The sequence below is a fragment of the Hydrogenophaga aquatica genome, from assembly GCF_054780915.1.
This window is the reverse complement of the sequence record NZ_BAAGVK010000011.1, coordinates 769,731-794,696: the sequence shown is the minus strand read 5'-3', so window position 1 is coordinate 794,696 and position 24,966 is coordinate 769,731. Positions and strand designations below refer to the sequence as shown.

The 24,966-nt window shown below is 66.1% G+C and carries 26 protein-coding genes and 1 tRNA gene; 11 read left to right on the top strand and 16 right to left on the bottom strand.

All coding sequences use genetic code 11. From position 1 onward, the window contains the following. The first annotated feature begins 3 nt into the window (after positions 1-3). The 9 genes from ACYVHH_RS11170 to arsC all read left to right on the top strand — a co-directional run bounded on the left by ACYVHH_RS11170 (position 4) and on the right by arsC (position 7,539). A complete protein-coding gene (locus ACYVHH_RS11170) occupies positions 4-1,026 on the top strand; it encodes a TauD/TfdA family dioxygenase (RefSeq protein WP_460565221.1) in 1,023 nt (340 codons plus the stop codon). A 32-nt stretch (positions 1,027-1,058) separates the two neighbouring features. Then, complete coding sequence (locus ACYVHH_RS11165; protein ID WP_460565220.1) at positions 1,059-2,111, top strand: NAD(P)-dependent oxidoreductase; 1,053 nt, start codon at positions 1,059-1,061, stop codon at positions 2,109-2,111. Positions 2,112-2,139: 28 nt separating this feature from the next. Beyond that, a complete protein-coding gene (locus ACYVHH_RS11160; RefSeq protein ID WP_460565219.1) occupies positions 2,140-2,805 on the top strand; it encodes a 4'-phosphopantetheinyl transferase family protein in 666 nt (221 codons plus the stop codon). A gap of 139 nt (positions 2,806-2,944) precedes the next feature. After that, complete coding sequence (locus ACYVHH_RS11155) at positions 2,945-3,988, top strand: ArsJ-associated glyceraldehyde-3-phosphate dehydrogenase (RefSeq protein WP_460565218.1); 1,044 nt, start codon at positions 2,945-2,947, stop codon at positions 3,986-3,988. Positions 3,989-3,990: 2 nt separating this feature from the next. Next, a complete protein-coding gene (arsJ, locus tag ACYVHH_RS11150; RefSeq protein WP_460565217.1) occupies positions 3,991-5,232 on the top strand; it encodes an organoarsenical effux MFS transporter ArsJ in 1,242 nt (413 codons plus the stop codon). A gap of 10 nt (positions 5,233-5,242) precedes the next feature. After that, entirely contained in the window at positions 5,243-5,569 is a 327-nt protein-coding gene (locus tag ACYVHH_RS11145; protein ID WP_460565216.1) for an ArsR/SmtB family transcription factor, read from the top strand. Positions 5,570-5,579: 10 nt separating this feature from the next. Further along, positions 5,580-6,071, top strand: coding sequence for an ArsI/CadI family heavy metal resistance metalloenzyme (locus ACYVHH_RS11140; protein ID WP_460565214.1), 492 nt, complete (start codon positions 5,580-5,582; stop codon positions 6,069-6,071). Between the two features lie 9 nt (positions 6,072-6,080). Then, positions 6,081-7,103, top strand: coding sequence for an ACR3 family arsenite efflux transporter (gene arsB / locus ACYVHH_RS11135; protein ID WP_460565213.1), 1,023 nt, complete (start codon positions 6,081-6,083; stop codon positions 7,101-7,103). A gap of 4 nt (positions 7,104-7,107) precedes the next feature. Then, positions 7,108-7,539 carry an arsenate reductase (glutaredoxin) gene (arsC, locus tag ACYVHH_RS11130; protein WP_460565211.1) on the top strand — a complete coding sequence of 144 codons (432 nt, stop codon included), beginning with the start codon at positions 7,108-7,110 and terminating at the stop codon, positions 7,537-7,539. A 23-nt stretch (positions 7,540-7,562) separates the two neighbouring features. On the opposite strand, the gene ACYVHH_RS11125 is transcribed toward arsC, so the two are convergent. From ACYVHH_RS11125 to thiO, 6 genes are all read right to left on the bottom strand, one after another. Further along, entirely contained in the window at positions 7,563-8,555 is a 993-nt protein-coding gene (locus tag ACYVHH_RS11125) for an MBL fold metallo-hydrolase (RefSeq protein ID WP_460565209.1), read from the bottom strand. A 221-nt stretch (positions 8,556-8,776) separates the two neighbouring features. After that, positions 8,777-8,852: transfer RNA gene (locus ACYVHH_RS11120), tRNA-Asn, on the bottom strand. Between the two features lie 45 nt (positions 8,853-8,897). Beyond that, a complete protein-coding gene (locus ACYVHH_RS11115) occupies positions 8,898-9,815 on the bottom strand; it encodes a thiamine phosphate synthase (RefSeq protein ID WP_460565208.1) in 918 nt (305 codons plus the stop codon). Positions 9,816-9,843: 28 nt separating this feature from the next. After that, positions 9,844-10,653, bottom strand: a complete 810-nt coding sequence (locus ACYVHH_RS11110) for a thiazole synthase (protein ID WP_460565207.1) — start codon at positions 10,651-10,653, stop codon at positions 9,844-9,846. A 43-nt stretch (positions 10,654-10,696) separates the two neighbouring features. Next, positions 10,697-10,894 (bottom strand): sulfur carrier protein ThiS, encoded by a 198-nt coding sequence (gene thiS / locus ACYVHH_RS11105; RefSeq protein ID WP_460565206.1) that lies wholly within the window; start codon positions 10,892-10,894, stop codon positions 10,697-10,699. 15 nt (positions 10,895-10,909) lie between these two features. After that, positions 10,910-12,055, bottom strand: a complete 1,146-nt coding sequence (gene thiO / locus ACYVHH_RS11100) for a glycine oxidase ThiO (RefSeq protein ID WP_460565205.1) — start codon at positions 12,053-12,055, stop codon at positions 10,910-10,912. 74 nt (positions 12,056-12,129) lie between these two features. Here thiO and thiD point away from each other — a divergent pair, with 74 nt between their 5' ends. Then, entirely contained in the window at positions 12,130-12,990 is an 861-nt protein-coding gene (thiD, locus tag ACYVHH_RS11095) for a bifunctional hydroxymethylpyrimidine kinase/phosphomethylpyrimidine kinase (RefSeq protein ID WP_460565204.1), read from the top strand. Here the strand turns inward: thiD and ACYVHH_RS11090 are convergent. The 8 genes from ACYVHH_RS11090 to ACYVHH_RS11055 all read right to left on the bottom strand — a co-directional run bounded on the left by ACYVHH_RS11090 (position 12,971) and on the right by ACYVHH_RS11055 (position 20,647). Then, positions 12,971-14,038 (bottom strand): NAD(P)/FAD-dependent oxidoreductase, encoded by a 1,068-nt coding sequence (locus tag ACYVHH_RS11090; protein WP_460565203.1) that lies wholly within the window; start codon positions 14,036-14,038, stop codon positions 12,971-12,973. The two genes, thiD and ACYVHH_RS11090, sit on opposite strands and share 20 nt — an antisense overlap. Before the next feature lie 14 nt (positions 14,039-14,052). Further along, positions 14,053-14,382: a ferredoxin FdxA gene (gene fdxA / locus ACYVHH_RS11085; protein WP_460565202.1), complete on the bottom strand. Its 330-nt coding sequence runs from the start codon at positions 14,380-14,382 to the stop codon at positions 14,053-14,055. A gap of 135 nt (positions 14,383-14,517) precedes the next feature. Then, positions 14,518-15,825, bottom strand: a complete 1,308-nt coding sequence (locus tag ACYVHH_RS11080) for a sulfate adenylyltransferase subunit 1 (RefSeq protein WP_460565201.1) — start codon at positions 15,823-15,825, stop codon at positions 14,518-14,520. Further along, positions 15,825-16,778 (bottom strand): sulfate adenylyltransferase subunit CysD, encoded by a 954-nt coding sequence (cysD, locus tag ACYVHH_RS11075; RefSeq protein WP_460565200.1) that lies wholly within the window; start codon positions 16,776-16,778, stop codon positions 15,825-15,827. Before cysD ends, ACYVHH_RS11080 begins: the two co-directional genes overlap by 1 nt. Further along, positions 16,775-17,560, bottom strand: coding sequence for a phosphoadenylyl-sulfate reductase (locus ACYVHH_RS11070; protein ID WP_460565199.1), 786 nt, complete (start codon positions 17,558-17,560; stop codon positions 16,775-16,777). The genes cysD and ACYVHH_RS11070 overlap by 4 nt, the downstream gene beginning before the upstream one ends. A 20-nt stretch (positions 17,561-17,580) precedes the next feature. Continuing rightward, a complete protein-coding gene (locus tag ACYVHH_RS11065; RefSeq protein ID WP_460565198.1) occupies positions 17,581-17,955 on the bottom strand; it encodes a DUF934 domain-containing protein in 375 nt (124 codons plus the stop codon). 23 nt (positions 17,956-17,978) lie between these two features. After that, entirely contained in the window at positions 17,979-19,811 is a 1,833-nt protein-coding gene (locus ACYVHH_RS11060) for a nitrite/sulfite reductase (protein ID WP_460565197.1), read from the bottom strand. Between the two features lie 26 nt (positions 19,812-19,837). After that, on the bottom strand, positions 19,838-20,647 hold the full coding sequence (locus tag ACYVHH_RS11055; protein WP_460565196.1) for a sulfite exporter TauE/SafE family protein: 810 nt from the start codon (positions 20,645-20,647) through the stop codon (positions 19,838-19,840). A gap of 135 nt (positions 20,648-20,782) precedes the next feature. Here ACYVHH_RS11055 and ACYVHH_RS11050 point away from each other — a divergent pair, with 135 nt between their 5' ends. Continuing rightward, on the top strand, positions 20,783-22,639 hold the full coding sequence (locus tag ACYVHH_RS11050; RefSeq protein ID WP_460565195.1) for a PHA/PHB synthase family protein: 1,857 nt from the start codon (positions 20,783-20,785) through the stop codon (positions 22,637-22,639). Here ACYVHH_RS11050 and mnmC read toward each other — a convergent pair. Both mnmC and ACYVHH_RS11040 read right to left on the bottom strand, forming a co-directional pair. Beyond that, a complete protein-coding gene (gene mnmC / locus ACYVHH_RS11045) occupies positions 22,627-24,537 on the bottom strand; it encodes a bifunctional tRNA (5-methylaminomethyl-2-thiouridine)(34)-methyltransferase MnmC2/FAD-dependent 5-carboxymethylaminomethyl-2-thiouridine(34) oxidoreductase MnmC1 (RefSeq protein WP_460565194.1) in 1,911 nt (636 codons plus the stop codon). The genes ACYVHH_RS11050 and mnmC overlap by 13 nt on opposite strands. A gap of 23 nt (positions 24,538-24,560) precedes the next feature. Then, positions 24,561-24,839 carry an oxidative damage protection protein gene (locus tag ACYVHH_RS11040; protein WP_460565193.1) on the bottom strand — a complete coding sequence of 93 codons (279 nt, stop codon included), beginning with the start codon at positions 24,837-24,839 and terminating at the stop codon, positions 24,561-24,563. Positions 24,840-24,966 lie beyond the last annotated feature (127 nt).

The following is a 24,966-nucleotide window of genomic DNA, read 5'->3' as shown; positions in this document are numbered from 1 at the left end:
CACATGTCCACATACTTTGCGAAAGACACATCCACAGCACAGGCCGCGCTGCCAAAGGTCGCGCGGCCTCCCGGCGGACTGCCACTGCTGCAGGTCGACGACATCGGCGGCGCCATCCACTGGGCGGCGGAACACCGCGAGGCCCTGCGCGCCGCTGTTCTGGAGCATGGGTCGCTGCTCGTACGCGGTCTGCGTCTGCAGGACGTGACCGGAACAGAGGCGGTTTTCCGCCAGCTGGGCTCGCTCATGACCGAGAGGGAGGCGTTCTCGCCCCGGCACCACTACTCGGATGTCCTCTATTCGTCGTCCAAGTGGCCACCCAACCAACCCATGTGCATGCACCATGAACTCAGCTATGCACTCCAGGCGCCTTCTCTCATGTTGTTCGCCTGCCTCACGGCCCCGGCTGAGGCTGGTGCCACCCCGCTGGCCGACGGCGAGGCCATGCTGCATGCGTTGCCTGCCGAAATCGTGGCTCGCTTCGAGGAAACAGGCTGGCTGCTGGTGCGCAACTACAACGACGAGATAGGGGCTTCCGTCGCCGATGCCTTCGGCACCGAAAGCCGTGACGAGGTGGAGCGTTACTGCCGTGCAAACGACATCCGGTTCGAGTGGCGACCCGGTGGCGCACTGCGTACCTGGCAGCGCCGCGGCGCCGTCGTGCGGCATCCGCGCACAGGGCGGCGCTGCTGGTACAACCAGATCGCCTTTCTCAATGAATGGACCATCGACCCGGAGGTGCGCGAATACCTTGTGGACATCTGTGGCGAGGACGGGCTGCCGTTCAACACCCGCTTCGGCAACGGCGACCCGATCGGCCCGGATATCGTCCAGCGGATCAACCAAGCCTACAGCGACAACACCGTGCGTGAGCAGTGGCAGTCCGGTGACATGCTGCTGGTGGACAACATCCGCACCGCGCATGGCCGGGAAAGCTACGCAGGCCAGCGCCAGGTGTTGGTGGCAATGGCCGACGCCGTGTGCGTGAATGCTTTTTCACCGGCGATCGATGTCGTGGCCGCCTGACGGCGTCCTGTATCCAGGCAAAGGGGGCGACGATGTCAGCCAAGGAACACACCACGCTGCTGCCGGTCGAGCCGGTAGCGATCGATCACATGAAATATCCGCACATCCGCACGGCAAGCCATGCCGCGCGGCGGATGCTTCAGGCCCGGGTCTTGATCTGCGACCCGATCGCCCCCGAGGCGATTGAGCAGATGCGTGACAGCGGTTTGGAGATCGACCAGCGGATCGGTCTGCCGCCCGATGCGCTCAAGGCCGTCATCGCCAACTACGATGCCGTCGTCGTTCGGTCCGCCACCAAACTTTCGGCGCAGCTGATCGCGGCAGCGCACAGGCTGCGGCTGATCGTTCGCGGTGGTATCGGTACCGACAACATCGACCTTGCGGCCGCCGCACGCCGGCACGTCAGGGTGCTCAACACCCCCAAGGCATCCACCATATCGGTCGCCGAGCTGGCCTTGGGGCAGATCCTGGCGCTGGCGCGGCGAACCCCGCAGGCCGACGCCGCTGTCAAGTCCGGCCTGTGGCCGAAAAAGGAGTTCTCGGACGGGGTGGAGCTCAAAGGCAAGACGCTCGGCATCATCGGCGTGGGCCGTATCGGCGGCACCCTGGGCCGCTATGCCTCGGCGCTTGGCATGGTGACCATCGGGGCCGACAGGGAGGCCCAGCCCAGGGGCTGCTTTGAAGGCCTCAAGATACTGACTCTCGACGAGCTTCTGCCCCGCGCCGATTTCATCTCTGTGCATACGCCAGGACTGGACAGCCGTGCCGTGATAGGGCGGCGTGAAATGGACCGGATGAAAGACGGCGTGTTCCTGGTCAACTGTGCACGTGGCGGGCTGATCGACGAAGACGCACTGCTCGAAGCACTTGAGTCGGGAAAGGTCCGCGGGGCGGCGCTGGACGTCTTCTCCGAAGAACCCTTGAGGAGCCTGTGCCTTGCCCGGCACCCGCGTGTCATCTGTACCCCACACCTGGGCGGTGCGACGCAGGAAGCGCAGGCGCGCATCGGCATGGAGGTTGTGCGGATCTTGGTGAGCGAACTGTCGCTCAACGGAGCGTCGAATGCATGGTCCACGGGAACATGAGGTGCATGTCTGGTGCGCAGGTCTGGACGTGTCCGCAGACACTGTAGGCCGCCTCTACGCCACCCTCTCTTCCGCCGAGCGTGAGCGCCATTCACGTTTCCGGTTCAGGCGCGATCAGCAACGTTTCGTGGCCGCCCATGGGGCCTTGCGTGACATTTTGGGGCGCTACCTTGGTGTCCCGCCTGACCAGGTGCGCTACGTCTGCAACCCATCTGGAAAACCCGAGCTGGACCCGGTGCTGCGCAGCGGGCTCAGATTCAACCTGTCCCATTCGTCTGACCTGGCACTCGTCGCCGTCGCCGCCCATGCCCGCGTTGGTGTGGATGTTGAAGCCATTCGTGAGGAAAGCGGATACGCGGAAATCGCTCAGCACTTCTTCCCCCCCCTTGAAGTTCGGCGGTTGCATGGTCTGTCAAAGCCACTCTACGCTGAAGCCTTCCTCGGGCACTGGACGAGGAAGGAGGCGTGCCTGAAAGCACTTGGCGAGGGCCTGGCGACTTCCCAGGAAAGGGGTTCCCTTGCGAGCGCGCTTCGTCCAAGGCGGCGTGCAGCCGTTCTGGGCCAGGTGCCTGACGGTTGCATGGCGAATGAGAATTGGTCGGTCCATACGCTGCGGCCTGCGTCCGGCTACATAGGGGCGCTTGCCATTGAAGGCCATGGCTGGCATGTGCATGAGTATCCATGGGAGGGATGAGCTGCAGGGGCTTTGCGGATGCCACGCGGAAGGTACCCCCGGTTTGGCACGCGCGCGATCCGGTCACGATGACTTCCGCGTGTCACAAACATGGGTTATTATTCAATAAATATTGAAATGTTGAATATTGGAGTGCTTGATGAAAGTAGGCATCAACGGCATGGGCCGGATCGGGCGGTTGGCCTTGCGCGCGGCCTTCGGCGCCGCCGAACGGCAGGCGGACGACCCGCGCGCAAACAACCGTCTGGAGGTGGTGCACCTCAATGAACTGAAAGGTGGCGCGGCGGCCACCGCGCACCTCCTGGCTTTCGACACCGTGCAAGGCAAGTGGCGCGAGAACATCCGCGCCGAGGGTGACGACGCCATCCTGATCGGTGACCAGCGGCTTTCCTTCAGCAGCCACGCCAGCCCGGCCGATATTCCCTGGGGCGAACTGGGTGTGGATGTGGTGCTGGAGTGCACCGGCAAGTTCCTGACGCCCGAAACGCTGCAGGGCCACCTGGACCGGGGCGCCAAGCGTGTGATCGTTGCCGCGCCGGTGAAGGTGGGCGCCGTGCTGAACATCGTGGTTGGTGTGAACGAACAGCTTTACGACCCGGCCGCCAACCGCATCGTCACCGCCGCAAGCTGCACCACCAACTGTCTTGCCCCCGTGGTGAAGGTGGTGCACGAGAAGATTGGCATCCGCCACGGGCAGATCACTACCATTCACGACCCCACCAACACCAACCTGGTGGTGGACGCCCCGCACAAAGACCTGCGCCGCGCCCGCAGCGCCATGGCCAGCCTGGCCCCCACCACCACGGGCAGCGCCACGGCCATTGCGCTCATCTACCCCGAACTCAAGGGCAAGCTCAACGGCCACGCAGTGCGCGCGCCCGTGCTCAACGCTTCGCTCACCGACTGCGTGTTCGAGTTGCAGCGCACCACCACGCCCGAGGAAGTGAACGCACTGTTCAAGGAAGCGGCGCAGACCTATCTGGCGGGCATTCTGGGGTACGAGGAGCGTCCCCTGGTCAGCGCCGACTATGCCCGCGACACGCGCAGCTCCATCGTTGACGCCCTCTCCACCATGGTGACCGACGGCACCCTGCTCAAGGTGTACGCCTGGTACGACAACGAAATGGGCTACGCCTGCCGCATGGTGGACCTGGCCTGCCACATGAACAACGTGGGCATCTGACCATGCAGCACGCCGCGCGCAACTACGCCATCGTCACGGCAGCCTACTGGGGCTTCACGCTCACCGACGGTGCCCTGCGCATGCTGGTGCTGCTGCACTTCTACCAGCTGGGGTACTCGCCCTTCACCCTGGCCTTCCTGTTCCTGCTGTACGAAGCCGCAGGGGTGCTGGCCAACCTGATCGGCGGCTGGCTGGCCACGCGCTACGGCATCACCCGCATGCTCACCGTGGGGCTGCTCACGCAGATCACCGGCTTCACGCTGTTGTCGTTGCTCAACCCGGCCTGGACGGCAGCGCTGTCGGTGGCCTGGGTGGTGGTCGCTCAGGGCATATGCGGCGTGGCCAAGGACCTGACCAAGACCGCCAGCAAGTCGGCCATCAAGGTCACGCAGGCAGCCGCGAAAGAGCAGGACAACGGGCAGCTGTTCAAGTGGGTGGCCTGGTTCACTGGCAGCAAGAACGCGATGAAGGGCTTCGGCTTCTTCCTGGGCGGGGTGCTGTTGCAGACGCTGGGTTTTCAGGGATCGCTGTGGTTGATGGCCGCATTGCTGGCTGTGGTGCTGGCGGGGGTGGTCTCCTCGCTGCCCCGGATGATGGGCAAGAGCAAGGCATCGAAGTCGGCGAAGGAACTGTTCGCCAAGAACGCGGGCATCAATGCCTTGGCTGCCGCCCGCGTGGCGCTGTTCGGCGCGCGCGACGTGTGGTTCGTGGTCGGCGTGCCCGTGTTCCTGTATTCGCAAGGCTGGAACTTCACCATGGTGGGCGGCTTTCTGGCGGCGTGGACCATCGGCTACGGCCTGGTGCAGGCCCTTGCCCCGCAGATCGTGAAGCGCAGCGCCGATGGCCTGAGCTCGGAAGTGCCCGCCGCGCGCCGCTGGTCGGCCATGCTTGCCGTCGTGCCAGCCGGGCTGGCCGTTGCGGTTGCGCTGCAGGCCCCCGCGCTGGAATGGGTCGTGGTGGCCGGGCTGGCCTTGTTCGGCTTTGCGTTCGCCGTGAACTCGTCCGTTCATTCCTACCTGGTGCTGGCCTATGCAGGCAGCGAGAAGGCCGCCGAGGACGTAGGCTTTTACTACGCCGCCAACGCGCTGGGCCGCTTCCTGGGCACGCTGCTGTCGGGTCTGTTGTACCAGTGGGGTGGGCTGTTGTACGCCTTGATGGGGTCGGCCGCCATGCTGGGGATCTGCTGGCTCGTCACGCTCAACCTGCCCACCCGTGCAAAGCAGCACACGGCCTTGCCGTCTTGAGGAGATTGCCATGACCGAAGCTGAAGTCGTCAAGGCCCTGGCCGCCCTGGCACAGGAAACACGCCTGAAACTGTTCCGGCTGCTGGTGGTGGCCGGTCAGGAAGGGCTGACCCCAGGCCACATGGCCGAATCGTTGGGCGTGTCCACCACGGCACTGTCGTTCCACCTCAAGGAACTCAACAACGCTGGGCTTGTGAGCACCCAGCGTGATGGTCGCAACATCATCTACCGGGCTGCCTTTGCGGCGATGAACGACCTGCTGGCCTTCCTGACAGCCGAGTGCTGCCAGGGGCAACCTTGTCTTGATGTAACCACTGCCACCTGTACCAACTGCTGAGGAGGTCTCCATGAAGCGCTTTCACGTCCATCTCCACGTTCAGGACCTTGTCCAGAGCATGGCCTTCTACAACCGCCTGTTCGCGGCCATGCCCGCCCGGGTCGAGGCCGACTACGCCAAGTGGATGCTGGAGGACCCCCCGGTGAACTTCGCCATCTCCACCCGGGGCGACGAGCCGGGCATTGACCACCTGGGCATTCAGACCGACAACGAACAGGAGCTGCAAGAGCTCAAGGAACGGGCGCAGACCGCCGACATGACGCTGCTTGACGAAGGGCAGACCACCTGCTGCTACGCCCGCAGCGAAAAGCACTGGGTTACCGACCCGCAAGGCATTGCCTGGGAGCATTTCCATACACTGGGCAACATTCCCGTGTTCCGTGAAAAGCGGGACGAGGCAGCCGCTGCCTGCTGCGCGCCCGGTGGCTCTGCGGCCAAGGATGCATCAGCGTGCTGCGCCCCGGCTGCTGGTGCCCAAACGCCCGCCAACCGTTGCTGCTGAGGGCTTCCCATGGGAGTGTTTGAGCGATTCCTGACCGTATGGGTTGCCCTGGGCATAGGCGCGGGCGTGCTGCTGGGCCTTGAGTTGCCGGGTGTTTTTCAGGCCATTGCGGCGCTGGAATACGCCCAGGTCAACCTGGTGGTGGCGGTCTTCATCTGGGTGATGATCTACCCGATGATGATCCAGATCGACTGGCACGCGGTCAAGGACGTCGGCAAGCGGCCGCAAGGCCTGATGCTCACCCTGGTGGTGAACTGGCTCATCAAGCCGTTCACCATGGCGGCCCTTGGGGTGCTGTTCTTCCATTACCTCTTCGCCCCGTGGGTGGACCCGCAGTCGGCCAGCGAATACATCGCAGGCATGATCCTGCTGGGGGTGGCGCCGTGCACGGCCATGGTGTTCGTGTGGAGCCAGCTGGTCAAGGGCGACGCCAACTACACGCTGGTGCAGGTGTCGGTCAACGACATCATCATGGTCTTCGCCTTTGCCCCCATCGCCGCATTCTTGCTGGGTGTGACCGACGTGACGGTTCCGTGGGAAACGCTGGTGCTGTCCACCGTGTTGTACGTGGTACTGCCGTTGGCTGCGGGCATGCTCACCCGCCATCTGCTGCTCAGGGGTTCGCAGCAGGCCTTGACGGCTTACGTGGCTGCGCTCAAGCCCTGGTCCGTCGTGGGCCTGATTGCCACCGTGGTGCTGCTGTTCGGCTTCCAGGCCACGACCATCGTGGCGCGGCCCGGTGTCATCGGGCTGATCGCCGTGCCGTTGGTTCTACAGACTTATGGCATCTTCTTCATCGGCTGGTGGGGGGCAAGGATGCTGAAGCTGCCGCACAACGTGGCGGGCCCGGCCTGCCTCATCGGCACGTCCAACTTCTTCGAGCTGGCGGTGGCCGTGGCCATCTCTCTGTTCGGCCTGAACTCCGGTGCGGCGTTGGCCACCGTGGTGGGCGTGCTGGTGGAGGTGCCGGTAATGCTGTCACTGGTGGCCATCGTCAACGCCCGGCGCCCGCAGCCACTGACCAATGGGTGAAAACATGAGCATCATCATTTATCACAACCCGAAATGCGGCACGTCGCGAAACGTGCTGGCCATGATCCGCAACAGCGGCGTCGAACCCGAGGTGGTCGAATACCTGAAAACGCCGCCCAGCAAAGAAGAGCTTGTGGCGTTGCTGGCGCGAATGGGCAGTGGTGTGCGCGACGTGCTGCGCCAGAAGGGCACGCCCTACGACGAGCTGGACCTGGGCAATCCGAAGTGGAGTGACGGCGAGTTGCTGGATTTCATCGGCCAGCACCCCGTTTTGCTGAACCGCCCGATCGTTGTCACGCCCTTGGGTGTTCGGCTCTGCCGGCCCTCAGAGGCCGTGCTCGACATCCTGCCCAGCCCCCAGCAAGGCCCCTTCACCAAGGAGGACGGCGAGGTGGTGATCGATGAGTCGGGGCGCCGCGTGCCAGCCCGTGGGTGAACCTCGGGGTGGAGCAGGGTAGTTCATTCCTGTTCCATCTCCAGGTAGGTGCGGTTGGCCAGCTGCGGCAACCACACGTCGACATGCTTGAGGTGTTTGTAAGGGCCGGCGTCGAATGACTTGACGGCCGTGGCCAGGTCCGTGCCAGCTTCTATCGCCTGACCCATGTGGGCCCGCAAGGCCTTGAGCAGGGCGCCCGTGTCACGCTGCGCCTGCGCCAGCGTGGTCACCCTGCCATGGCCAGGCACCACCACTTTCGGGTGCAGCGTTTCCAGCGCCTCGAACGACTGCAGCCAGGTCCGGGTCCTGCTCACCGGGTGCAAGCCCAGGATGCGGTCCACATAGACCACATCGCCGGTAAACACCACGCCGGTCTGCGGCAGCCACACCATGCTGTCACCAGGTGTGTGGCCCCCTTGGCGATGCACCACACGCACGTCCACCCCGCCCAGGTCCAGCTGGGTGTCAGCGTCTGTCAGCCACCGGGTGGGCAACACCACCTCGGTGCCGTCCAGCCGTTCCTTGAGCACCGGAGCGTTGGCGCGCAGTTGTTCCAGCCCCCGGGCTTTCATGTCGGCTTGGCCATTGCCGTGGGCCATGATCTCGGCTCCCTGCGCCTTGAAATAACCGTTGCCCAGCCAGCGGTGGTCCTGCCCGCCCGTGTTGATGACCCAACGGATGGGTTGCGCTGTGACCTTGCGGGCGGCGTTGGCGATCTTCTGGCCGCCCTGGAAACTCGCGCCACTGTCGATCAGCAGCGCACCTGCCGATGTGACGACCAACCCCAGGTTGGCGTTGATGGCCTCGTTCTCGTAGGTGCGGCCTTCGGTGTCGCCCACGTAGGCGTAGACGTTGGGTGCCACCTGTTCAAAGACGATTTCCACCGCGTGCGCCATGTGCGGGCCCGCCAGTCCGGCCAGGGCGACGACCAGATGGGTAGCCAGCCTGGTAACCAGTTGCCAGGGCTTCTGGTGCGACTTGCGGTTCAGGCCGCGCGAGTGGAGGCGAAAGGGCATGCTGGGTCTCCTGATGATTGAATATAAGTTATTACTTATTCATTCTGCAGCATGGCGAAGGCTGTGCCAAGCCCGTCGAAGGGAATGGACCGGTCAACCTGGGTCCGGGTCAGACGCTAGAGGGTGTTTGTGTTTACGCTGGCCGCGTAGCCAGCAGGCACGGGTGGCGTACCCGGAAAAGCAAAAAGCCCACTGAAAGTGGGCTAAGTGCTTGTTTTGTCTGGCTCCCCGACCTGGGCTCGAACCAGGGACCTACGGATTAACAGTCCGGCGCTCTACCGACTGAGCTATCGGGGAATAGCTTTCCATTATAGCTGTATTTTTGTGGTTTTGAATAGCCGGTCAAAGTTTTTGACGGTTCTGCTCTTCAGCCCACTGCGTCTGGAGTGCGCGCGCGGCAGCCTCGGGGTCTGCGGCTGCCGTGATGGCGCGCACCACGGCGAAAGAACCCACGCCAGTGGCAGCCACGGCACCCAGGTGTTCGGCGGCAATGCCCCCAATCGCCACCAGCGGGCGGTGGCGCAGCAGCCGGGCGTAGGCGCCCAGGCGGCCCAGGCCTTGCGGTGGCGTGGGCATGGCCTTGAGCGTGGTGGGAAACACGGCGCCCAGCGCCACGTAGCTGGGGCCCACGGCTTCGGCACGCAGCATTTCGGCGTAGCCATGGGTGCTCAGACCCAGCCGCAGCCCGGCATCGCGAATGCGCGCCAGGTCTTCGGGTTTCAAGGTGTCCAGGTCTTCCTGGCCCAGGTGCACGCCGTAGGCGCCTGCTGCAATGGCTTCCTGCCAGTGGTCGTTGATGTACAGGTGCGCGCCCGTGCCTGCCACGGCATCAATGGCTGCCCGTATTTCCTCGCGAACGGCCTGTGCGTCAGCGGACTTGAACCGCAACTGCAGCGTCGTCAGGCCTGCGCGCGCCATGCGGCCCACCCATTCGGCGCTGGGCAGCACGGCATATACACCCAGTGCCATCGGGGCGGCAGGAAAGCCTTGCGGGTTGGCACTGGTGCGCAGGCCGAAGTCGATGGCTTCGGTGGGCCAGGTGTCCACGTCGAAATGCCCCGTGCGTTCGGTCTGGCGCTGCCAGGCCTGCGCCACGCATTCGGCGTCGGCAGGGATGAAGCCCAGCCTGCGCGCAGCGGCGTAGGCCATGGCGTGGGGCGTGTCGTTGGTAGGCGTGGCCTGGGCGTCGGTGTTGCTGGGCAGGCCCAGCGCCTGATGGCGTTCGACGATGGCCAGGGTGGCTTGCAGAGCGTTGGACATGGCTGGTGGCAGGGTGGCTTGGCGGGCTTCAGGCGTGGTGCCAGAAGGGGGTGCCCAGCACAGGTGTGCTGGGTTGGGCGCTGTCCTGCGGCGTCATGGCGCCCGCCAGGAAGGCGCTGCGGCCTGCCCGCACGGCATCGGCAAACGCGCCTGCCATGGCCACCGGGTCTTGCGAAAGTGCCACAGCGGTGTTCAGCAGCACGGCATCAAAGCCCCACTCCATCACCTGGCAGGCGTGCGACGGCAGGCCCAGCCCCGCGTCCACAATGAGAGGCACGTTCAGTCGCTCGCGCAGCGTGCGCAGGGCATAGGGGTTGATGGGGCCCTTGCCGGTGCCAATCGGTGCCGCCCAGGGCATGACGGCCTGGCAGCCCACGTCCACCAGGCGCTGGCACAGCACCAGGTCGTCGGTGGTGTAGGGCAGCACCTTGAAGCCGCTCTTGACGAGCTGTTCGGCGGCGCTCACCAGGTTCAGCGTATCGGGCTGCAGCGTGTAGTCGTCGCCAATCAATTCCAGCTTGATCCACGGTGTGTTGAAAACCTCGCGCGCCATTTCGGCGGTGGTGATGGCTTCTTGCAGGCTGTGGCACCCGGCGGTGTTGGGCAGCACGGGCACCTGCATTTTCTGCAGCAGGGGCCAGATGCCTTGCGAAGGGTCCAGCCCGCCCGCGCCCTGGCGCCGCAGCGAGGCCGTGAGCATGCAGGGCTGGGCGCGTGTGACGGCGTTTTCCAGCACCTGGGGCGACGGGTAGCGGGCGGTGCCCAGCAGCAGCCGGCTGGCAAAGGTCTCGCCGTAGAGGACGAGGGCGTCGTGGGAAGCGGCGGCGGTGGCGTTCATGGCAAGCTGTGGTGGCGCAAGGCGCGTTTCGGCAAAATGGGGTTCAGCCCCCCGTCACGGGCGCGATGATCTCGATCTGGTCGCCTTCGGCCAGCGCGGTCTGGGTGTACTGGGTGCGGGGCACGAAGCGCAGGTTCACGGCCGCGGCGAAGGGGCCGCTGGCCTGGATGGCCTGCACCGCGTCGGCGAGCGTGGCGCCGTCGGGCAGGTCGTGCGGTTGCTGGTTGATGAGGACTCGCATGGCTGTTTCAGGAGCTCACACCGTCAGCGCGGCGTGGGCTTGTTCTTGGGCGCGCTCGAAGCGCAGCGACAGGCGCTCTGCCAACGAAGTGCTGCCTTGGTGCATGTGTTCCAGCACGGCGTCGGCCACGGCGGGCGAGATCATGAAGCCGTGGCGGTACAGGCCGTTGATCTGCAGCACCTGGGGCGCCACCTCGCGCACGGCGGGCAGGTTGTCGGGCAGGGTGGGGCGGCACTGGGTGCACAGTTCCAGAATGCGCGCCTCGCCAAAACCGGGGTGCACGGCGTAGGCGGCGCTCAGCAGTTCCAGCACCGACCGCACGCTGGCAGGCGACATGTCGTTCGACTCGATCTCGGTCGCGCCGATGACGAAGACGTGCTCTTCCTTGGGCGCGATGTAGATGGGGTAGCGGGGGTGCAGCAGCCGGGTGGGGCGCTGCAGCGTCACGTCGGGCGCGTGCAGACGGGCCACTTCACCACGCACACCGCGCAGCGCCGTCCAGTCGGGTTGCGCGCCCAGACCACGGCAGTCCAGCACCCATCCACCATGCTGGCGCTGGTGCGCCAGGGCTTGTTCGTCGGTCCAGGCACTGTGCCACTCGATGTTCACGCCCAGGCTGGCCAGGGTGGCCGTCAACGCCTGCAGCAGCTGACGGTTGTCCAGCTGACCTTCTTCGGGCAGGTACAGTCCTTGGTGGAAGCGTTGCGCCAGAGCGGGCTCCAGTTCGGCCACTCGTGAGGCGTCCAGCGCCTCGGGCACAGGCAGGCTGGGCAGGGCGCGGCCAGTGGCCGCCAGCAAGGCGCTGAAGCGTTGCGCCTCGTGCGCATCTTGCCTGTGCCACAGGATGAGCGTGCCGTTTTGCTGGAAGTACACGGGCTGGTTCAGGCTGGCCAGCAGCTTGGGCCAGCGCCCCAGGGCGTACTGGCCCATGGCCACCACGCTGGGTTCGGTGATGGCGGACTCGGCCAGTGGCGCCAGCATGGCCGCAGCGACGCGTGCGGCAGAACCTTGGCCGTCCGGGCCGGACGCATCAACCAGGCGCACGGGGTGGCCTGCCTGCGCCAGTTGCACGGCTAGCAGACGGCCCATCAGGCCTGCGCCCAGCACCAGCACCGGCTCGGCGCTGCGAAGGGGAGAGGAAGAAACAGAAGTTGGCGACATGATGGTCAACGTCAAATTACATCACACGCCAAGATTACGCCCGGGCGATGGGGGGATGCGGGATAATTTTTCACATGAATGCGTTCCCCGTCACAAACACCGCGCCGCTCCACTACCCCCGCGTGCTCACGATCGCTGGCAGCGATTCGGGCGGTGGTGCGGGCATCCAGGCCGACCTCAAGACCTTTGCTGCGCTGGGCTGCTACGGCATGTCGGCCATCACGGCGCTGACGGCACAGAACACCCAGGGAGTACGCGGTATCCATGGCGTGCCCGCGGACTTCCTGAAGGAGCAGATCGCCGCCGTGGTGGAGGACATCGGGGTGGACGCCGTGAAGATCGGCATGCTCCACGCCCCCGAGATCGTGCACGCCGTGGCCTGGGCGATCGACACCTACCGGCTGGAGCGGGTGGTGCTGGACCCGGTGATGGTGGCCACGAGCGGCGACGCGTTGATTGAGAACGCCACCGTGGCCGTGCTGGTGGCGGAGCTGTTTCCGCGCGCCACGGTCATCACGCCGAACCTGGACGAGGCAGCGCTGCTGCTGGGCCGCCCGGTGCGCGAAGTGGACGAACTGGACGGCGCCTGCGCCGACCTGCTGGCCAAGGGCGCAAAGGCTGTGCTGCTCAAGGGCGGGCACCTGGGCGGTGACATGCTGACCGACGTGCTGGCCATTGCCGGTGAACCCGCCGCCTACTGGCAGCGCCTGAGCGGCCCGCGCATTCCCAGCCGCAATGTGCACGGCACAGGCTGCACCTTGTCGTCGGCCGTTGCTGCGCATCTGGCATTGGGCCATACGCTGGAAGAGGCGGTGCAGGCCGGTCACGGTTACATCCGGGGAGCCATCGAGGCAGGGGCCGCCGTGGTGACAGGCCAGGGCAACGGCCCGCTCAACCACGGTTACGCGCCGCTGCCTATGCGCGTGTTGGGTTGACGCCCAGCAGTTCGTGCAGGCGCGGGCTGGTGGTGGTGTACTGCAACAGCAAACGCTTCTCCGGGTGCACCAGAGGTGCGGCGGCGAAGGCCGCCAGCGTGGCCTCGTGGAAGCCGCACAGGATGAGCTTGCGCTTGCCGGGGTAGGTGTTGACGTCGCCCACGGCGAAGATGCCGGGTTCGCTGGTGGCGTAGCCTTCGGTGTCCACCACGAGCTGCTTGCGCTCCATGGCCAGCCCCCAGTCGGCGATGGGGCCCAGCTTGGGGCTGAGCCCCAGGCGCGGCAGAAAGCTGTCCAGCGGCAGGGCCACCGTTTCGCCGTCCGCGCATGCTGGCGTGGCAAGGCGCAAGGCGCGCAGGCGCGGCCCTTCGCAGGTGTCGTCGCTTTCCATGGCCACGGGCTGGCCGACCACCAGCCTTAGCGTGCCCTGGGTGACGGCGTCACGCACCGCCTGTTCCAGGCCGGGCTCCGCCTTGAACTTGTCCACGCGGTGCAGAAGGGTGACACTGGCGCAGTGGCCGTCCTGGGTCAACTGCAACGCGGTTTCCAGCGCGGCGTCCTCGCCGCCCATCACCACCACGTCCTGCCCGGCCAACTGCCTGGGGGCCACACCGTGGTATCGCACCTGGGGCTGTTCGCCCTGCTCGAACGCCTCCAAGCCTTCCACGGCCACCTTGCGTGGCACGAAGGCGCCCACGCCAGCGGCGATGAACACCGTGCGCGCGAGCAGCTGCAAGCCGCTCGAGGTTTCCACAAGCAGGCGGCCATCGGCCTGGCGTTGCAGGGCCTGGACCTGCTGGCCGAGGTGCATGGGGGTGCTGAAGGGGGCTATCTGCTGCAGCAGGCGCGCCGTGAGTTCACGGCCGCTGCAAACGGGAATGCCCGGGATGTCGTAGATGGGTTTGTCGGGGTACAGCTCGGCGCACTGGCCGCCGGGGTGGGGCAGCGCATCGATCAGGTGCGCGCGGATTTCCTGCAGCCCGAGCTGGAAGACCTGGAAGAGGCCTACCGGCCCGGCGCCGATGACGACGGCATCGGTCTCGATCATCCGCGCGGCCTTGTTCAGCGCTGCAGCAGCGGCAGCTTGCCGGTCTGGTCCTTGTACTGCTCGTGGTCGGGCAGCGGCGCCTTGCGCTTGGTGATGCTCTTCCAGCCAGGCAGTGCAGCCAGTTCGGCGTTGATCTTGATCATGTGCTGCTGGTCCTTGGGCACGTCTTCCTCGGCGTAGATCGCGCTCACCGGGCATTCGGGGATGCAGACGGCGCAGTCGATGCACTCGTCGGGGTCGATGGTGAGGAAGTTGGGGCCTTCGCGGAAGCAGTCGACGGGGCAAACGTCCACACAGTCGGTGTATTTGCAGGCGATGCAGGCTTCGGTAACAACGTGGGTCATGGCGGGGGCGCTGCGCTGTGCAGCAGGTTTGTCAATGAGAAAGCCGGCCGGCGCGACAGAGGTGTCTGGCGGGGCGGCCGGTCGGGCTCAAAGGTTCGATTTTATGGGCAAGGAGTGGTGTGGCCTTGATTTGTGTCAGTTCACCAGCACCGCGCCCGAGGTCTTGTGGCTGGCGGTGTCCACCAGGATGAGGGCGCCCAGCGCGCGCGAACGCTCGAAGGGCACAGCCGGTACTGGTTCCTGCAACAGCAGTTCCACGTGGCCGATGGCGTTGGGGTCGAGGTGGTCGGAGTCCTGTTCGGCCAGGGTGTTGATGTCGAGCTTGTGCACCACGCGCCGCACCTTGGCCTTGACCCAGCGGTGGCCATGCAGCGCCCAGTAGACGCGGCCAGCCACCAGGGGCTCGTCGTCCATCCAGGCGATGGTGGTGGACAGCTCCTTGGTGCCCGGGTAGGGGCTGACAGCGGCGGGGGTGTCGAAATCGTCGTCGGCCACCACGGCGGCCGCTGGCGCAGCCAGAATCCAGTCGCCACGCGAGACGTCCACCTCGCGGTCCAGCACGATGCCCGCGCTGCGGCCAGCTTCGATGGTCTTGGGGGCGCGGGCATGGTCCAGCACCTGGGCCACCACGGCCTTCTGGCCGCTGGGGAACACCTGCACCTCGGTGCCGGGTTGTACCGTGCCAGCAGACACGCGGCCCCAGAAAATGCGGCGGCCCTGGTGGGTCACGTTGCTGTCGTGCAGCTTTTCCACCCACTGCACCGGGAAGGCCACGGGGGCGGTGGTGTCTTGCGGCGTGGTGGGCAGTTTTTCCAGGATTTCCAGCAGCGTGGGGCCCTGGTAGTTGCACCAGCCCGGGTTCTCGTGGCCAAAGTCCACCACGTTCCAGCCCTTGAGGGCCGAAATGGGCACGATGGCCTGTACCGGGATGCCCGCTTCGGTGGCGTAGGTGCGCAGCGCGTCGCCAATGTGCTTGAAGGCCACGGCAGCGTCGGCCACCGCGTCGAGCTTGTTGACGGCGAAGACGATGCTGGGCACGCGCAGCAGGCGGCACAGCAAGGAGTGGCGGCGCGTCTGCGGCAGCAGCTGCAGGGCAGGGTTGGCCCAGTCCAGCTTGGTGGCATCCACCAGCACCACGGCGGCGTCGGCGCTGGAGGCGGCCGTCACCATGTTGCGGGTGTACTGCTCGTGGCCGGGCGCATCACCAATGATGAACTTGCGGTCTTCGGTGCTGAAGTAGCGGTAGGCCACGTCGATGGTGATGCCTTGCTCGCGCTCGGCGCTCAGGCCATCGGTCAGCAGGGCCAGGTCGGTCTCGCCGCCGCGCGTCACGCCGGCCAGGTGGTCTTGCAACACGGCCTTGCTGTCCACCAGCAGGCGGCCGATCAGCGTGCTCTTGCCGTCGTCGACCGAGCCGCAGGTGATGAATTTCAGGGCGTCCATCAGAAATATCCTTCGCGCTTGCGTTTTTCCATCGAGGCGTCGCTGGTCTTGTCGTCCATGCGGGTGGCGCCGCGCTCACTCAGGTCGGCGGCCAGGGTCTCGATCACGATGTCACCAGGGGTGGCGGCGGTGCTGGGCACGGGGCAGGTGCAGGTGATGTCACCCACGGTGCGGAAGCGCACGTCGCGCACCACCACTTCTTCGCCGTCCTTCGGGGGTGTCAGTTCGGTCACGGGCACGAGCAGGCCCTTGCGCTCCACCACCTCACGCTTGTGGGTGTAGTACAGGCTGGGCAGGGCGATGTTCTCGCGCTCGATGTACTGCCACACGTCCATCTCGGTCCAGTTGGAGATGGGGAACACGCGGAAGTGCTCGCCCGGTTGCAGTCGGGTGTTGAAGAGCGTCCACAGCTCGGGGCGCTGGGCCTTGGGCTGCCACTGGCCGAAGTTGTCGCGGTGGGAGAAGATGCGCTCCTTGGCACGGGCCTTTTCCTCGTCGCGGCGGGCGCCGCCCATCAGGGCGTCGAAGCGGAATTCCTCGATGGCTTCCAGCAGCGTGACGGACTGGTGCGCGTTGCGGCTCTCGCCCGGGTGGCTCAGGCGCACGGTGCCGCGCGCCATGGAGTCTTCCACGCTGCGCACGATCAACTCGGCTCCCAGCTCCTTGGCGCGGAAGTCGCGGAAATCGGTCACTTCAGGGAAGTTGTGACCGGTGTCGATCATAAGCAGCGGGTAGGGAATGCGGCCAACGCCGAAGGCCTTTTCGGCGCACTTGAGCATGACCAGCGAGTCCTTTCCGCCAGAAAACAGCAGGGCGGGGCGCTCGAAGGCGGCGGCCACCTCGCGCAGGATGAAGATGGTTTCTTCCTCCAGAGCGTCGAGGTGCGAGTTGGCGAGTTGGTGGCTCATGTTCTTGTCTTGGGTGAGCAGTTCGTTGTCGATGCGGGCGTTCATGCGGCCTCCGGCTTCTTGACGTGCAGGCCGCATTCCTTGGCGGATTCATCCTCCCACCACCAGCGGCCGGCGCGGAAGTCCTCGCCCAGGCTGATGGCACGGGTGCATGGTGCGCAGCCGATGCTGGGGTAGAACTGGTCGTGCAGCGGGTTGTAGTCCACGCCGCGCGTGGCGATGTAGTGCCACACGTCGCCCCAGGTCCAGTTGGCCAGCGGGTTGAACTTGGTCAGGTTCTTGGCGGCCACTTCGGACGTGTCGATCAGCGGCACGTCGGCGCGGGCGTTGGACTGTTCGCGGCGCAGGCCGGTGATCCAGGCCTTCTTGCCCTGCAGGGCACGGCCCAGCGGCTCCATCTTGCGGATGCCGCAGCAGGCCTTGCGCAGTTCAATGCTGCGGTACATGGCGTCAGCACCCTCGCGGGCCACGAAGCGCACCACCGCCTCCTGCACCGGGCGATAGACGTTGACGGGCGCACTGGACGTTTGCGCGGTGCGCTCCAGCAGGGCCAGCGTCTCAGGGTGCAGGGCGCCGGTTTCCAGCACGAACACGGGAATGTCCAGCGCCAGCGCGTTGATCAGGTGGGTGATGACGACATCTTCCGCCCCCAGACTGGAGGCCTGGGTCACGGGCTGGAAGTCGTCGGCGGCCCGGCGAAGCAGGGCTTCGGTCTCGGCCAGTTTGGCGTCGAAGGTGGCAGACGGCTTGGCGTGCAGCTGGGTGGCTGGCAGCGGCTTGGGCGTGAAGGCCGAAACGCCGGAGATGTCGGATACGTTGTCGCTCATGGCGGCTTCCTCGGCTCGGCTCACGCAGCGCGGGCGAACAGCGGGCGGGGCTGCTGCAGGTCGCCCTGGTAGAAGCCGCTGAAGTGGCGCAGCAACGCTTCGCCATGGGCCAGGTCCTGGTCCTCGCGCAGCACGGCTTCGCTGAAGCCGCAGCGCTGCATCTGCACCAGCTGGTCGATCAGCACGTCGCCCGTGGCGCGGATGGTGCCCTTGAAGCCCAGGCGGCGGCGCAGCAGCACGGCCTGGCTGAACGCGCGGCCATCGGCAAACTTTGGGAAATGCAGGTCGATGCGCTGCACGCCTTCCAGGGACAGTGCCAGCACGTCGGCGGCGTTGTCCACGGCCAGCACGCCTTCGGTGCTGGTGTTGGCTTGGCTTTGGGTGAGCAGTTTCATGGTCGGTTCAATGCGTTCGGTGTTCAGGCGTTCACGGCTTCTTCGCGGGGGGCGGTGCGGGCTGTGGTCACGCGCACCGCGTTGGCGGCCGCCTTGAACGGGTCATGGCCCACGCGCTTGAGCGTGTCGATGAAGCGCTCGCCTTCCAGCCGCTGTGCGCGGTAGGTGTCGATCACGGCCTCCACCGCTTCGGTGATTTCGTTGGCCGAGAAGGACGGGCCCACCACCTTGCCCGCCACGGGCGTGCCGCTGAGGGCGGAGCCGTCCGAGCCTGCCAGGGTGAGCTGGTACCACTCCTGGCCGTCTTTGTCCACGCCCAGGATGCCGATGTGCCCGCTGTGGTGGTGGCCGCAGCTGTTGATGCAGCCGCTGATGTGCAGGTCGATCTCGCCCAGGTCGTGCAGTTCGTCCAGGTCCTGGTAACGCTCGGTGATGGCCTCGGCCACGGTGATGGAACGGGCATTGGCCAGGTCGCAGAAATCGCCGCCGGGGCAGGCGATCATGTCGGTCAGCAGGCGGATGTTGGGGCGCGCCAGGCCCAGGCGGCGCGCCTCGCGCCACAGTTCGGGCAGGGCGTCGCAGCGCACCCAGGGCAGCACCAGGTTCTGATCGTGCGTCACGCGCACTTCGCCCGCGCTGTACTGGTCAGCCAGTTCGGCCACGGCGTCCAGCTGGTCGGCGGTGGCATCACCCGGGGCTTGGCCCAGGCGCTTGAACGACAGCGTTACGGCACGCAGGTCCGGGTTCTTGTGCGGTTGCACGTTCTGCTGGATCCAGCGGCTGAATTCCACGTCGTCGTCAGCGGCGGCACGCAGGATGCGGGCGACTTTCTCGTCGGTGCAGTGAGCCGATGCGCTGGCCGGTGGAGCGGCAAAGAAGCTGCTCACACGCTCCAGTTCGGCGGCGGTGATGGTGTGCGGTGCGCCGTCCTGCTCCACGATGCGGCGGTACTCGGCCTCCACCTCGTCGATGTAGCGCTGGCCTTCGGCCTTCACCAGGATCTTGATGCGGGCCTTGTAGATGTTGTCGCGGCGGCCCCAGGCGTTGTAAACGCGCACCAGGGCTTCCAGGTAGTTGAGGATCTGGTCGCAGGGCAGGAACTCGCGCATCACCGTGGCGATGGTGGGGGTGCGGCCCATGCCGCCACCAGCCAGCACCTTGAAGCCGAGCTGCCCCGCTTCGTTGCGCACCATCTGCAGGCCCACGTCGTGCCAGTAGGTGGCGGCGCGGTCTTCGCGTGCGCCGGTGATGGCGATCTTGAACTTGCGCGGCAGGAAGGCGAACTCGGGGTGCAGCGTGCTCCACTGGCGCATGATTTCGGCGAAGGGGCGCGGGTCGGCCACTTCGTCCACGGCAATGCCTGCCAGTTCGTCGGTGGTGATGTTGCGGATGCAGTTGCCGCTGGTCTGGATGCCGTGCATGTCCACGCTGGCCAGCAGGTCCATCACGTCGGCGGCCTGGTGCAGCGGAATCCAGTTGTACTGCACGTTCTGGCGCGTGGTGAAGTGGGCGTAGCCCGTGGGCAGGCGGCTGGCAATGGCCTTGCCGTCGCGCAGCTGGATGCTGCCGAGCTTGTTCTGCGCGGCCACGGCGCCCTGGAATACTTCGTGGCTGGGCTGGTCGTATTCGCGGGCAATGCGGGCCAGCACGCGCACCTGGCGGCTGGAGAGTTCGCCGTACGGCACAGCCACGCGCAGCATGGGGGCATGGCGCTGGATGTACCAGCCGTTCTGCAGGCGCAGCGGCTTGAACTCGTCGCCGCCCAGGGTTCCGGCCTGGAAGCGTTCCAACTGGTCGCGGAACTGGGCGGCACGCTGGCGGACGAACTGGCGGTCGAAATCGGTGTACTGGTACATGGCAGAGCGTTGGAAACGAAAGGGGGTCAGATCGCGATCAGCTTGAAGCCTGCGTAGGCCAGCAGCGCGGAGAGCATGGAGCGCACGACGCGCTCCGGTGTCTTGTGGATGAGGCGCGAGCCCAGCCAGATGCCGGGCAGGGAACCGGCCAGCAGCTTGGCCAGCAGCGGCCAATCCACCGAGCCCAGCGAGGCATGGCCCAGGCCAGCCACGAGAGTCAGCGGCACCGCGTAGGCGATGTCGGCTGCGACGATGCGGGTCAGCGGCAGCAACGGGAACAGGATCAGCAGCACGGTCACGCCAATGGCACCGGCGCCCACCGAGGTGAGCGTGACCAGCGTGCCGATGAGTGCGCCGAACAGCACGGGCAGGCTCCAGTGGCGGGCGCGGGTGGCTTGCTCGACACTCGCGTGGCGGCCCTGGGCGGCCAGCGATAGCGCCAAGCCGGGCTGGCGGCTGCGCAGGGCCTTGTAGAGGGTGGCGGCTGCAGTCAGCAGCAACGCCACGCCCAGCGTGCTGGTCATCACACTTTGCACGGCGGGTGTGGCGGGGCCTACGGTGTGGAGCACGTACAGCGTGGCCAGCGCCGCCGGGATGCTGCCCGAGCAAAGCTGGCCCACCACGCGCCAGGGCACCAGTCTCTGGCGCATCAGGCTCAGGGTACCGCCAGCCTTGGTGAAGGCCGCGAACAGCAGATCTGTACCCACGGCCAGGTACGGTTTCACACCGAAGAAGAAGATCAGGATGGGCGTCATGAGCGAGCCCCCGCCCACGCCGGTCAAGCCGACCACGAGGCCCACAAAGAAACCGGCAAAGACAAAGGCAAGATCATGCATGGGCGGGACTTTAGGCGCGCTCTACATGAATGCAAACTACATTTTTCTTCTTTCTTAATATTTCGAAGGAATATGTAATATCCAGGCTGACTTGGGCGCACGACAAAAACATCAGCTCCTGCTAATGTGTGAACTATGCGACCACTGATTGCCTACTCCGCACGTCTTTCGCCGTCAGCCACGGCGGCTTCTCCGCATCACCGCGCCGAAGACAGCGCCCACGCTCTGGACAGCCAGGCCAACGCCGCCATGGCGAGCTTGTGGAACGGCATTTCCCCGATTTCGCTGGCGCTGGCCTACACCGATTGGATGCTGCACCTGTGGAGTTCACCCGGTTCGCAGTCCCGTCTGGCCCGGCAGGCCGCGGAACATGGCGTGGAATGGCTCGCGGACACCGCCCGCACAGCCTGGCCGCTGCCCGGGGCGAAGGGCACAAACCGGGCCATCCCTTCAGGTTTCCTGCCCCAGGCTGTCGAGCAGGATCCGCGCTTCAGCTCACCCGCCTGGCAGCAGTGGCCCTGGCGCGGCCTGGCCACCGCCAGCAAGGCCTGGGAAGCCTGGTGGCAGGAGGCCAGCAGCCTGCGCGGCATGCAAGATCACAGCCGCGAACAGATGCGCTTCTATGGTCGCCAGATGCTGGACATGTGGTCACCCAGCAACTGGCTGTGGACCAATCCGCAAGCCTTGCAGGCGGCCTGGTCCTCTGGGGGGCAGACCTTGCTCAAGGGCCTGGGGCAAGCTGTGGCCGACGTGCGCCAGCACCAGAACCTGGAGCCCCTGGGCGGATCCGGCGTCGACATCGGCCCAGGCAAGGGGTTGGCCATGACGCCGGGACGGGTCGTCATGCGCAACAGCCTGGTGGAGCTGATCCAGTACGAGCCCACGACCCCGAGGGTGCAGGCCGAGCCGGTGCTGATCATCCCGTCTTGCATCATGAAGTACTACATCCTGGACCTGTCGCCGCACAACTCGCTGGTGCGCTGGCTGGTGGGGCAGGGGCACACGGTGTTCATCGTGTCGTGGCGCAACCCCGACGAGAGTGATGCCTTGCTGGGCATGGATGACTACGTGCGCGACGGTGTGCTGGCCACGCTGGACCACGTGCACTGCGCGACGCGCCAGCCGGTGCACCTGATGGGTTATTGCCTGGGCGGCACCTTCGCCGCTATCGCCGTGGCCGCACTCGGCGGTGGCGATGCCCAAGGCTGCGTGCCCGATGGCGTGGTGCATGGGGAGCACGGCCCGCTGGCAACGCTCAGCCTGCTGGCGGCAGAGACCGACTTCACCGAGCCGGGCGAGATGGGCGTGCTCATCGACGAGGCGCAGGTGCGGCTGCTGGAAGACATGATGGCCGCCAAAGGCTTCCTGACGGGCAAGCAGATGGCGGGCTCTTTCCAGTTCCTGCATTCGCGCGAGCTGGTCTGGTCCAGCCGCACGCGGCGCTGGCTGTTGGGTGAGGAGGAGGTGCCCAACGACCTGATGATGTGGAACGCCGACGTCACACGGCTGCCTGCGGTGATGCACAGCCAGTACCTGCGCAGCTGCTTTCTGAACAACGATCTCGCCGAAGGGCGTTACCTGTTCGAGGGGCAACCCATTTCCCTGCGTGACATCCGTGTCCCGGTGTTTGGCGTGGGGACCGTCAAGGACCATGTGGCGCCCTGGCGCTCCGTCTACAAGATTCACCGCCTGGTCTCGGCGGAGGTCACGTTCGCGTTGACCAATGGCGGGCACAACGCCGGGATCGTCTCCGAGCCTGGTCACGCAGGGCGGTTCTACCAACTGAAGACGACACCGCCGCGCGAACCCTGGAGCACGCCGGAAGAGTGGCAGGCCGCCGCGCCGCGCCGCGAAGGCAGCTGGTGGCTGGCGTGGAGCGACTGGCTCAAGGCCCATGGCAGCGGCAAGCTGGTGGCAGCCCGCAAACCTGCGGCCCATTCAGGACTGGGGCCGGCGCCGGGGCAGTACGTGCTGGTGCGTTACGGCGACTGAGCCGCCTTGCGCTCGAAACGCTCGGCAAGCAGGGCCTGTGCCAGCTTGCGCTCGGTGGGCCAGGGCTCGCCGTGCATAAGCGCCGCCAGCAGTTCACCACACAGCACCGACAAGGTCAGCCCTCGGGCACCCAGCCCGGTGCAGATGTGCAACCCCGGCAGGCGTTGAGGTGCCAATGGGCCCACGGCGGGTACACGGTCGGGAAGGGTGCAACGCACGCCAGCCCAATCATGCGCCTGATCGAAAGCGGGGGCCATCACTTGCGCCAGTTGGGGCAGCAGCCCCTGCAGCTTGACCAGGTTTGCCTGCCTGTCCTGTGGCCGGAGGATGGCCTCGGTGATACCCCTGTCGAAAGTGGAGCCAACAAACCAGCCCGGTCTGCCGTCGGGGCCCGCCATGCCGTGTGCCAGCGCACCGTGACCATTCACGGGGAAGGGGGGCAGCAAAGCCAGCGCGGCGGCAGGCAGCGATGCCATGGCCCCCCAGCTGATCTGCCCGCGCAGCGGGTGCAGAGGCAGGCCATGCTCGCCCAATCCCTGCAAAAGCCCCAGGGTAGGCCAGGCGCTGGCCAGCACCACGTGGGCTGCTTCGGCCAGCACGCCGCCAGCCGGGTCAAGCAGCCGCCAGCCGCTTTCCAGCCGTTGCAGCGCCGCCACCTGGCAGCCGCCTTGCCAGCGGATGCCAGGGGGCTGCAACTGTGCGCGCACCAGCTGCGCAGGGCGTATCCACCCTGCGTTGACGTGCCACAAGGCCTCGGCGTCGTCCGGCAGGTGCGCCGCTTGGCGCTGTTGCGGGCTGGCCTCGACGCTCCAGTCCACGCCCCATTGCTGCCACGCTTCGCCGCGCGGCAGGCCGCGCTTGCCTTCCACGCGGTGTTCCAGAACGCCCGTGGGCGCCCAGTCGGTGCCCTGCTCCAGCAATTCGCGGGCGCGTTGCAGCGTCAGGCGCACGCCGCTGCGGCTCAACCTGGACAACAGGGCGTCGTCTGGAGACACATGGGGCGCCACCATGCCCGCAGGCAAGGCCGACGCACCCGAGGCAGGCTGCTCTGCACGGTCCAGCACGGTAACGTCCCAGCCGCGCAGGGCCAGGCTGTACGCCACGGCCGAACCGGCCAGGCCGCCACCCACCACCACGGCTGTGCGTGCGGCGTCATGTGCAGCCTGCGGTTGGCGGGTGGCTGCGCGCACGGGCCAGCGTGGGGCATACCGTGCGCGCAGGCAGTGATGTTTGGGTGGCAGGCCTGGCGCCTTTGTCACCTCAAAACCCGCGTTGACCAGGTTGTCCCGCACGGCATGCGCCACGGACCAGGTGGCCAGCCGCGTGCCTGGGTGGCACAGGCGTGCCACCGCCTTCATCAGCGGGGCCGACCACATGTCAGGGTTCACTTCGGGGTCGAAGCCGTCCAAGAAAACGCTGTCCACGCTCGCATCCAGGGCGGGAAGAATGTCTTGCGCCAGGCCGATGTGCAAGGTCAGCTGCACCCTCCCGCCTTCAAACACCAGCCGGTGCACACCAGGCAGCAGGCCCCGCCACTGGCCGGCCAGTTCGCTAGCCAGTTCTGCGAGTTCAGGGAACGCGGCCGCACTGCGCAGGATATCGCCTGCAGAGACGGGCCATCCTTCCAACGAGCTGAAATGCAGTCTTTCCGGCCGGCGGGGGGCGCTGCGCCAGGCATGCCAGGCAGCCAGAAAGTTCAGGCCCAGGCCAAAACCGGCCTCAAGGATGTGCCAGGCCGGTTGGTCCGCCCAGGGGGCTGCATCACCGTCCAGCAGGCCGCATCCGGCCAGGAACACATGACGGGCTTGCGCGAGGCTGCCCGTGCCGCCGGAGCCTGCGCTGCGGTAGACGTCATCGAAGTGGGTGCTGCGCGGCGTGCCGTCCGGCAGCCACGTCACCGGAAGCTGCATTCGAAGGCGATTCAGCCGTTCTGCGAGGGGGGGACGTAACCGGCGGCCTGGTCGGCGCCTTCACCGAAGAAGTGTTTCTCCATCTGGCGGGCCAGGTATTGGCGCGCACGTGCGTCGGCCAGGTTCAGGCGGTTCTCGTTCACCAGCATGGTCTGGTGCTTCAGCCAGTCGGCCCACGCCTGTTTGCTGACGCTGCTGTAGATACGCTTGCCCAGTTCACCAGGGTAGGGGGGGAAATCCAGGCCTTCGGCTTCGATGCCGAGCTTGATGCATTGAACCATGCGTGCCATGGGGAAAGTCCTTTTAATACTTAAAAAGTTATGAAGACATGAAATCTTGTTGTTTCTGGTTTTCAGAAACGGCGGTCACAATGTGGCCCGCAGACATGCACAGGACTGTACCAAGCTTTACCCGCCT

What these genes read in the sequence shown, in the direction of transcription:
- ACYVHH_RS11070 (WP_460565199.1), bottom strand. Translation starts at nt 17,560, where the DNA reads ATGAGCGACAACGTATCCGACATCTCCGGCGTTTCGGCCTTCACGCCC.
- ACYVHH_RS11040 (WP_460565193.1), bottom strand. Translation starts at nt 24,839, where the DNA reads ATGGCACGCATGGTTCAATGCATCAAGCTCGGCATCGAAGCCGAAGGC.
- ACYVHH_RS11170 (WP_460565221.1), top strand. Translation starts at nt 4, where the DNA reads ATGTCCACATACTTTGCGAAAGACACATCCACAGCACAGGCCGCGCTG.
- arsC (WP_460565211.1), top strand. Translation starts at nt 7,108, where the DNA reads ATGAGCATCATCATTTATCACAACCCGAAATGCGGCACGTCGCGAAAC.
- ACYVHH_RS11050 (WP_460565195.1), top strand. Translation starts at nt 20,783, where the DNA reads ATGCGACCACTGATTGCCTACTCCGCACGTCTTTCGCCGTCAGCCACG.
- ACYVHH_RS11080 (WP_460565201.1), bottom strand. Translation starts at nt 15,825, where the DNA reads ATGGACGCCCTGAAATTCATCACCTGCGGCTCGGTCGACGACGGCAAG.
- cysD (WP_460565200.1), bottom strand. Translation starts at nt 16,778, where the DNA reads ATGAACGCCCGCATCGACAACGAACTGCTCACCCAAGACAAGAACATG.
- ACYVHH_RS11060 (WP_460565197.1), bottom strand. Translation starts at nt 19,811, where the DNA reads ATGTACCAGTACACCGATTTCGACCGCCAGTTCGTCCGCCAGCGTGCC.
- ACYVHH_RS11165 (WP_460565220.1), top strand. Translation starts at nt 1,059, where the DNA reads ATGTCAGCCAAGGAACACACCACGCTGCTGCCGGTCGAGCCGGTAGCG.
- ACYVHH_RS11055 (WP_460565196.1), bottom strand. Translation starts at nt 20,647, where the DNA reads ATGCATGATCTTGCCTTTGTCTTTGCCGGTTTCTTTGTGGGCCTCGTG.
- arsB (WP_460565213.1), top strand. Translation starts at nt 6,081, where the DNA reads ATGGGAGTGTTTGAGCGATTCCTGACCGTATGGGTTGCCCTGGGCATA.
- ACYVHH_RS11145 (WP_460565216.1), top strand. Translation starts at nt 5,243, where the DNA reads ATGACCGAAGCTGAAGTCGTCAAGGCCCTGGCCGCCCTGGCACAGGAA.
- thiO (WP_460565205.1), bottom strand. Translation starts at nt 12,055, where the DNA reads ATGTCGCCAACTTCTGTTTCTTCCTCTCCCCTTCGCAGCGCCGAGCCG.
- fdxA (WP_460565202.1), bottom strand. Translation starts at nt 14,382, where the DNA reads ATGACCCACGTTGTTACCGAAGCCTGCATCGCCTGCAAATACACCGAC.
- arsJ (WP_460565217.1), top strand. Translation starts at nt 3,991, where the DNA reads ATGCAGCACGCCGCGCGCAACTACGCCATCGTCACGGCAGCCTACTGG.
- thiD (WP_460565204.1), top strand. Translation starts at nt 12,130, where the DNA reads ATGAATGCGTTCCCCGTCACAAACACCGCGCCGCTCCACTACCCCCGC.
- ACYVHH_RS11065 (WP_460565198.1), bottom strand. Translation starts at nt 17,955, where the DNA reads ATGAAACTGCTCACCCAAAGCCAAGCCAACACCAGCACCGAAGGCGTG.
- ACYVHH_RS11115 (WP_460565208.1), bottom strand. Translation starts at nt 9,815, where the DNA reads ATGTCCAACGCTCTGCAAGCCACCCTGGCCATCGTCGAACGCCATCAG.
- ACYVHH_RS11090 (WP_460565203.1), bottom strand. Translation starts at nt 14,038, where the DNA reads ATGATCGAGACCGATGCCGTCGTCATCGGCGCCGGGCCGGTAGGCCTC.
- ACYVHH_RS11155 (WP_460565218.1), top strand. Translation starts at nt 2,945, where the DNA reads ATGAAAGTAGGCATCAACGGCATGGGCCGGATCGGGCGGTTGGCCTTG.
- thiS (WP_460565206.1), bottom strand. Translation starts at nt 10,894, where the DNA reads ATGCGAGTCCTCATCAACCAGCAACCGCACGACCTGCCCGACGGCGCC.
- ACYVHH_RS11110 (WP_460565207.1), bottom strand. Translation starts at nt 10,653, where the DNA reads ATGAACGCCACCGCCGCCGCTTCCCACGACGCCCTCGTCCTCTACGGC.
- ACYVHH_RS11125 (WP_460565209.1), bottom strand. Translation starts at nt 8,555, where the DNA reads ATGCCCTTTCGCCTCCACTCGCGCGGCCTGAACCGCAAGTCGCACCAG.
- ACYVHH_RS11140 (WP_460565214.1), top strand. Translation starts at nt 5,580, where the DNA reads ATGAAGCGCTTTCACGTCCATCTCCACGTTCAGGACCTTGTCCAGAGC.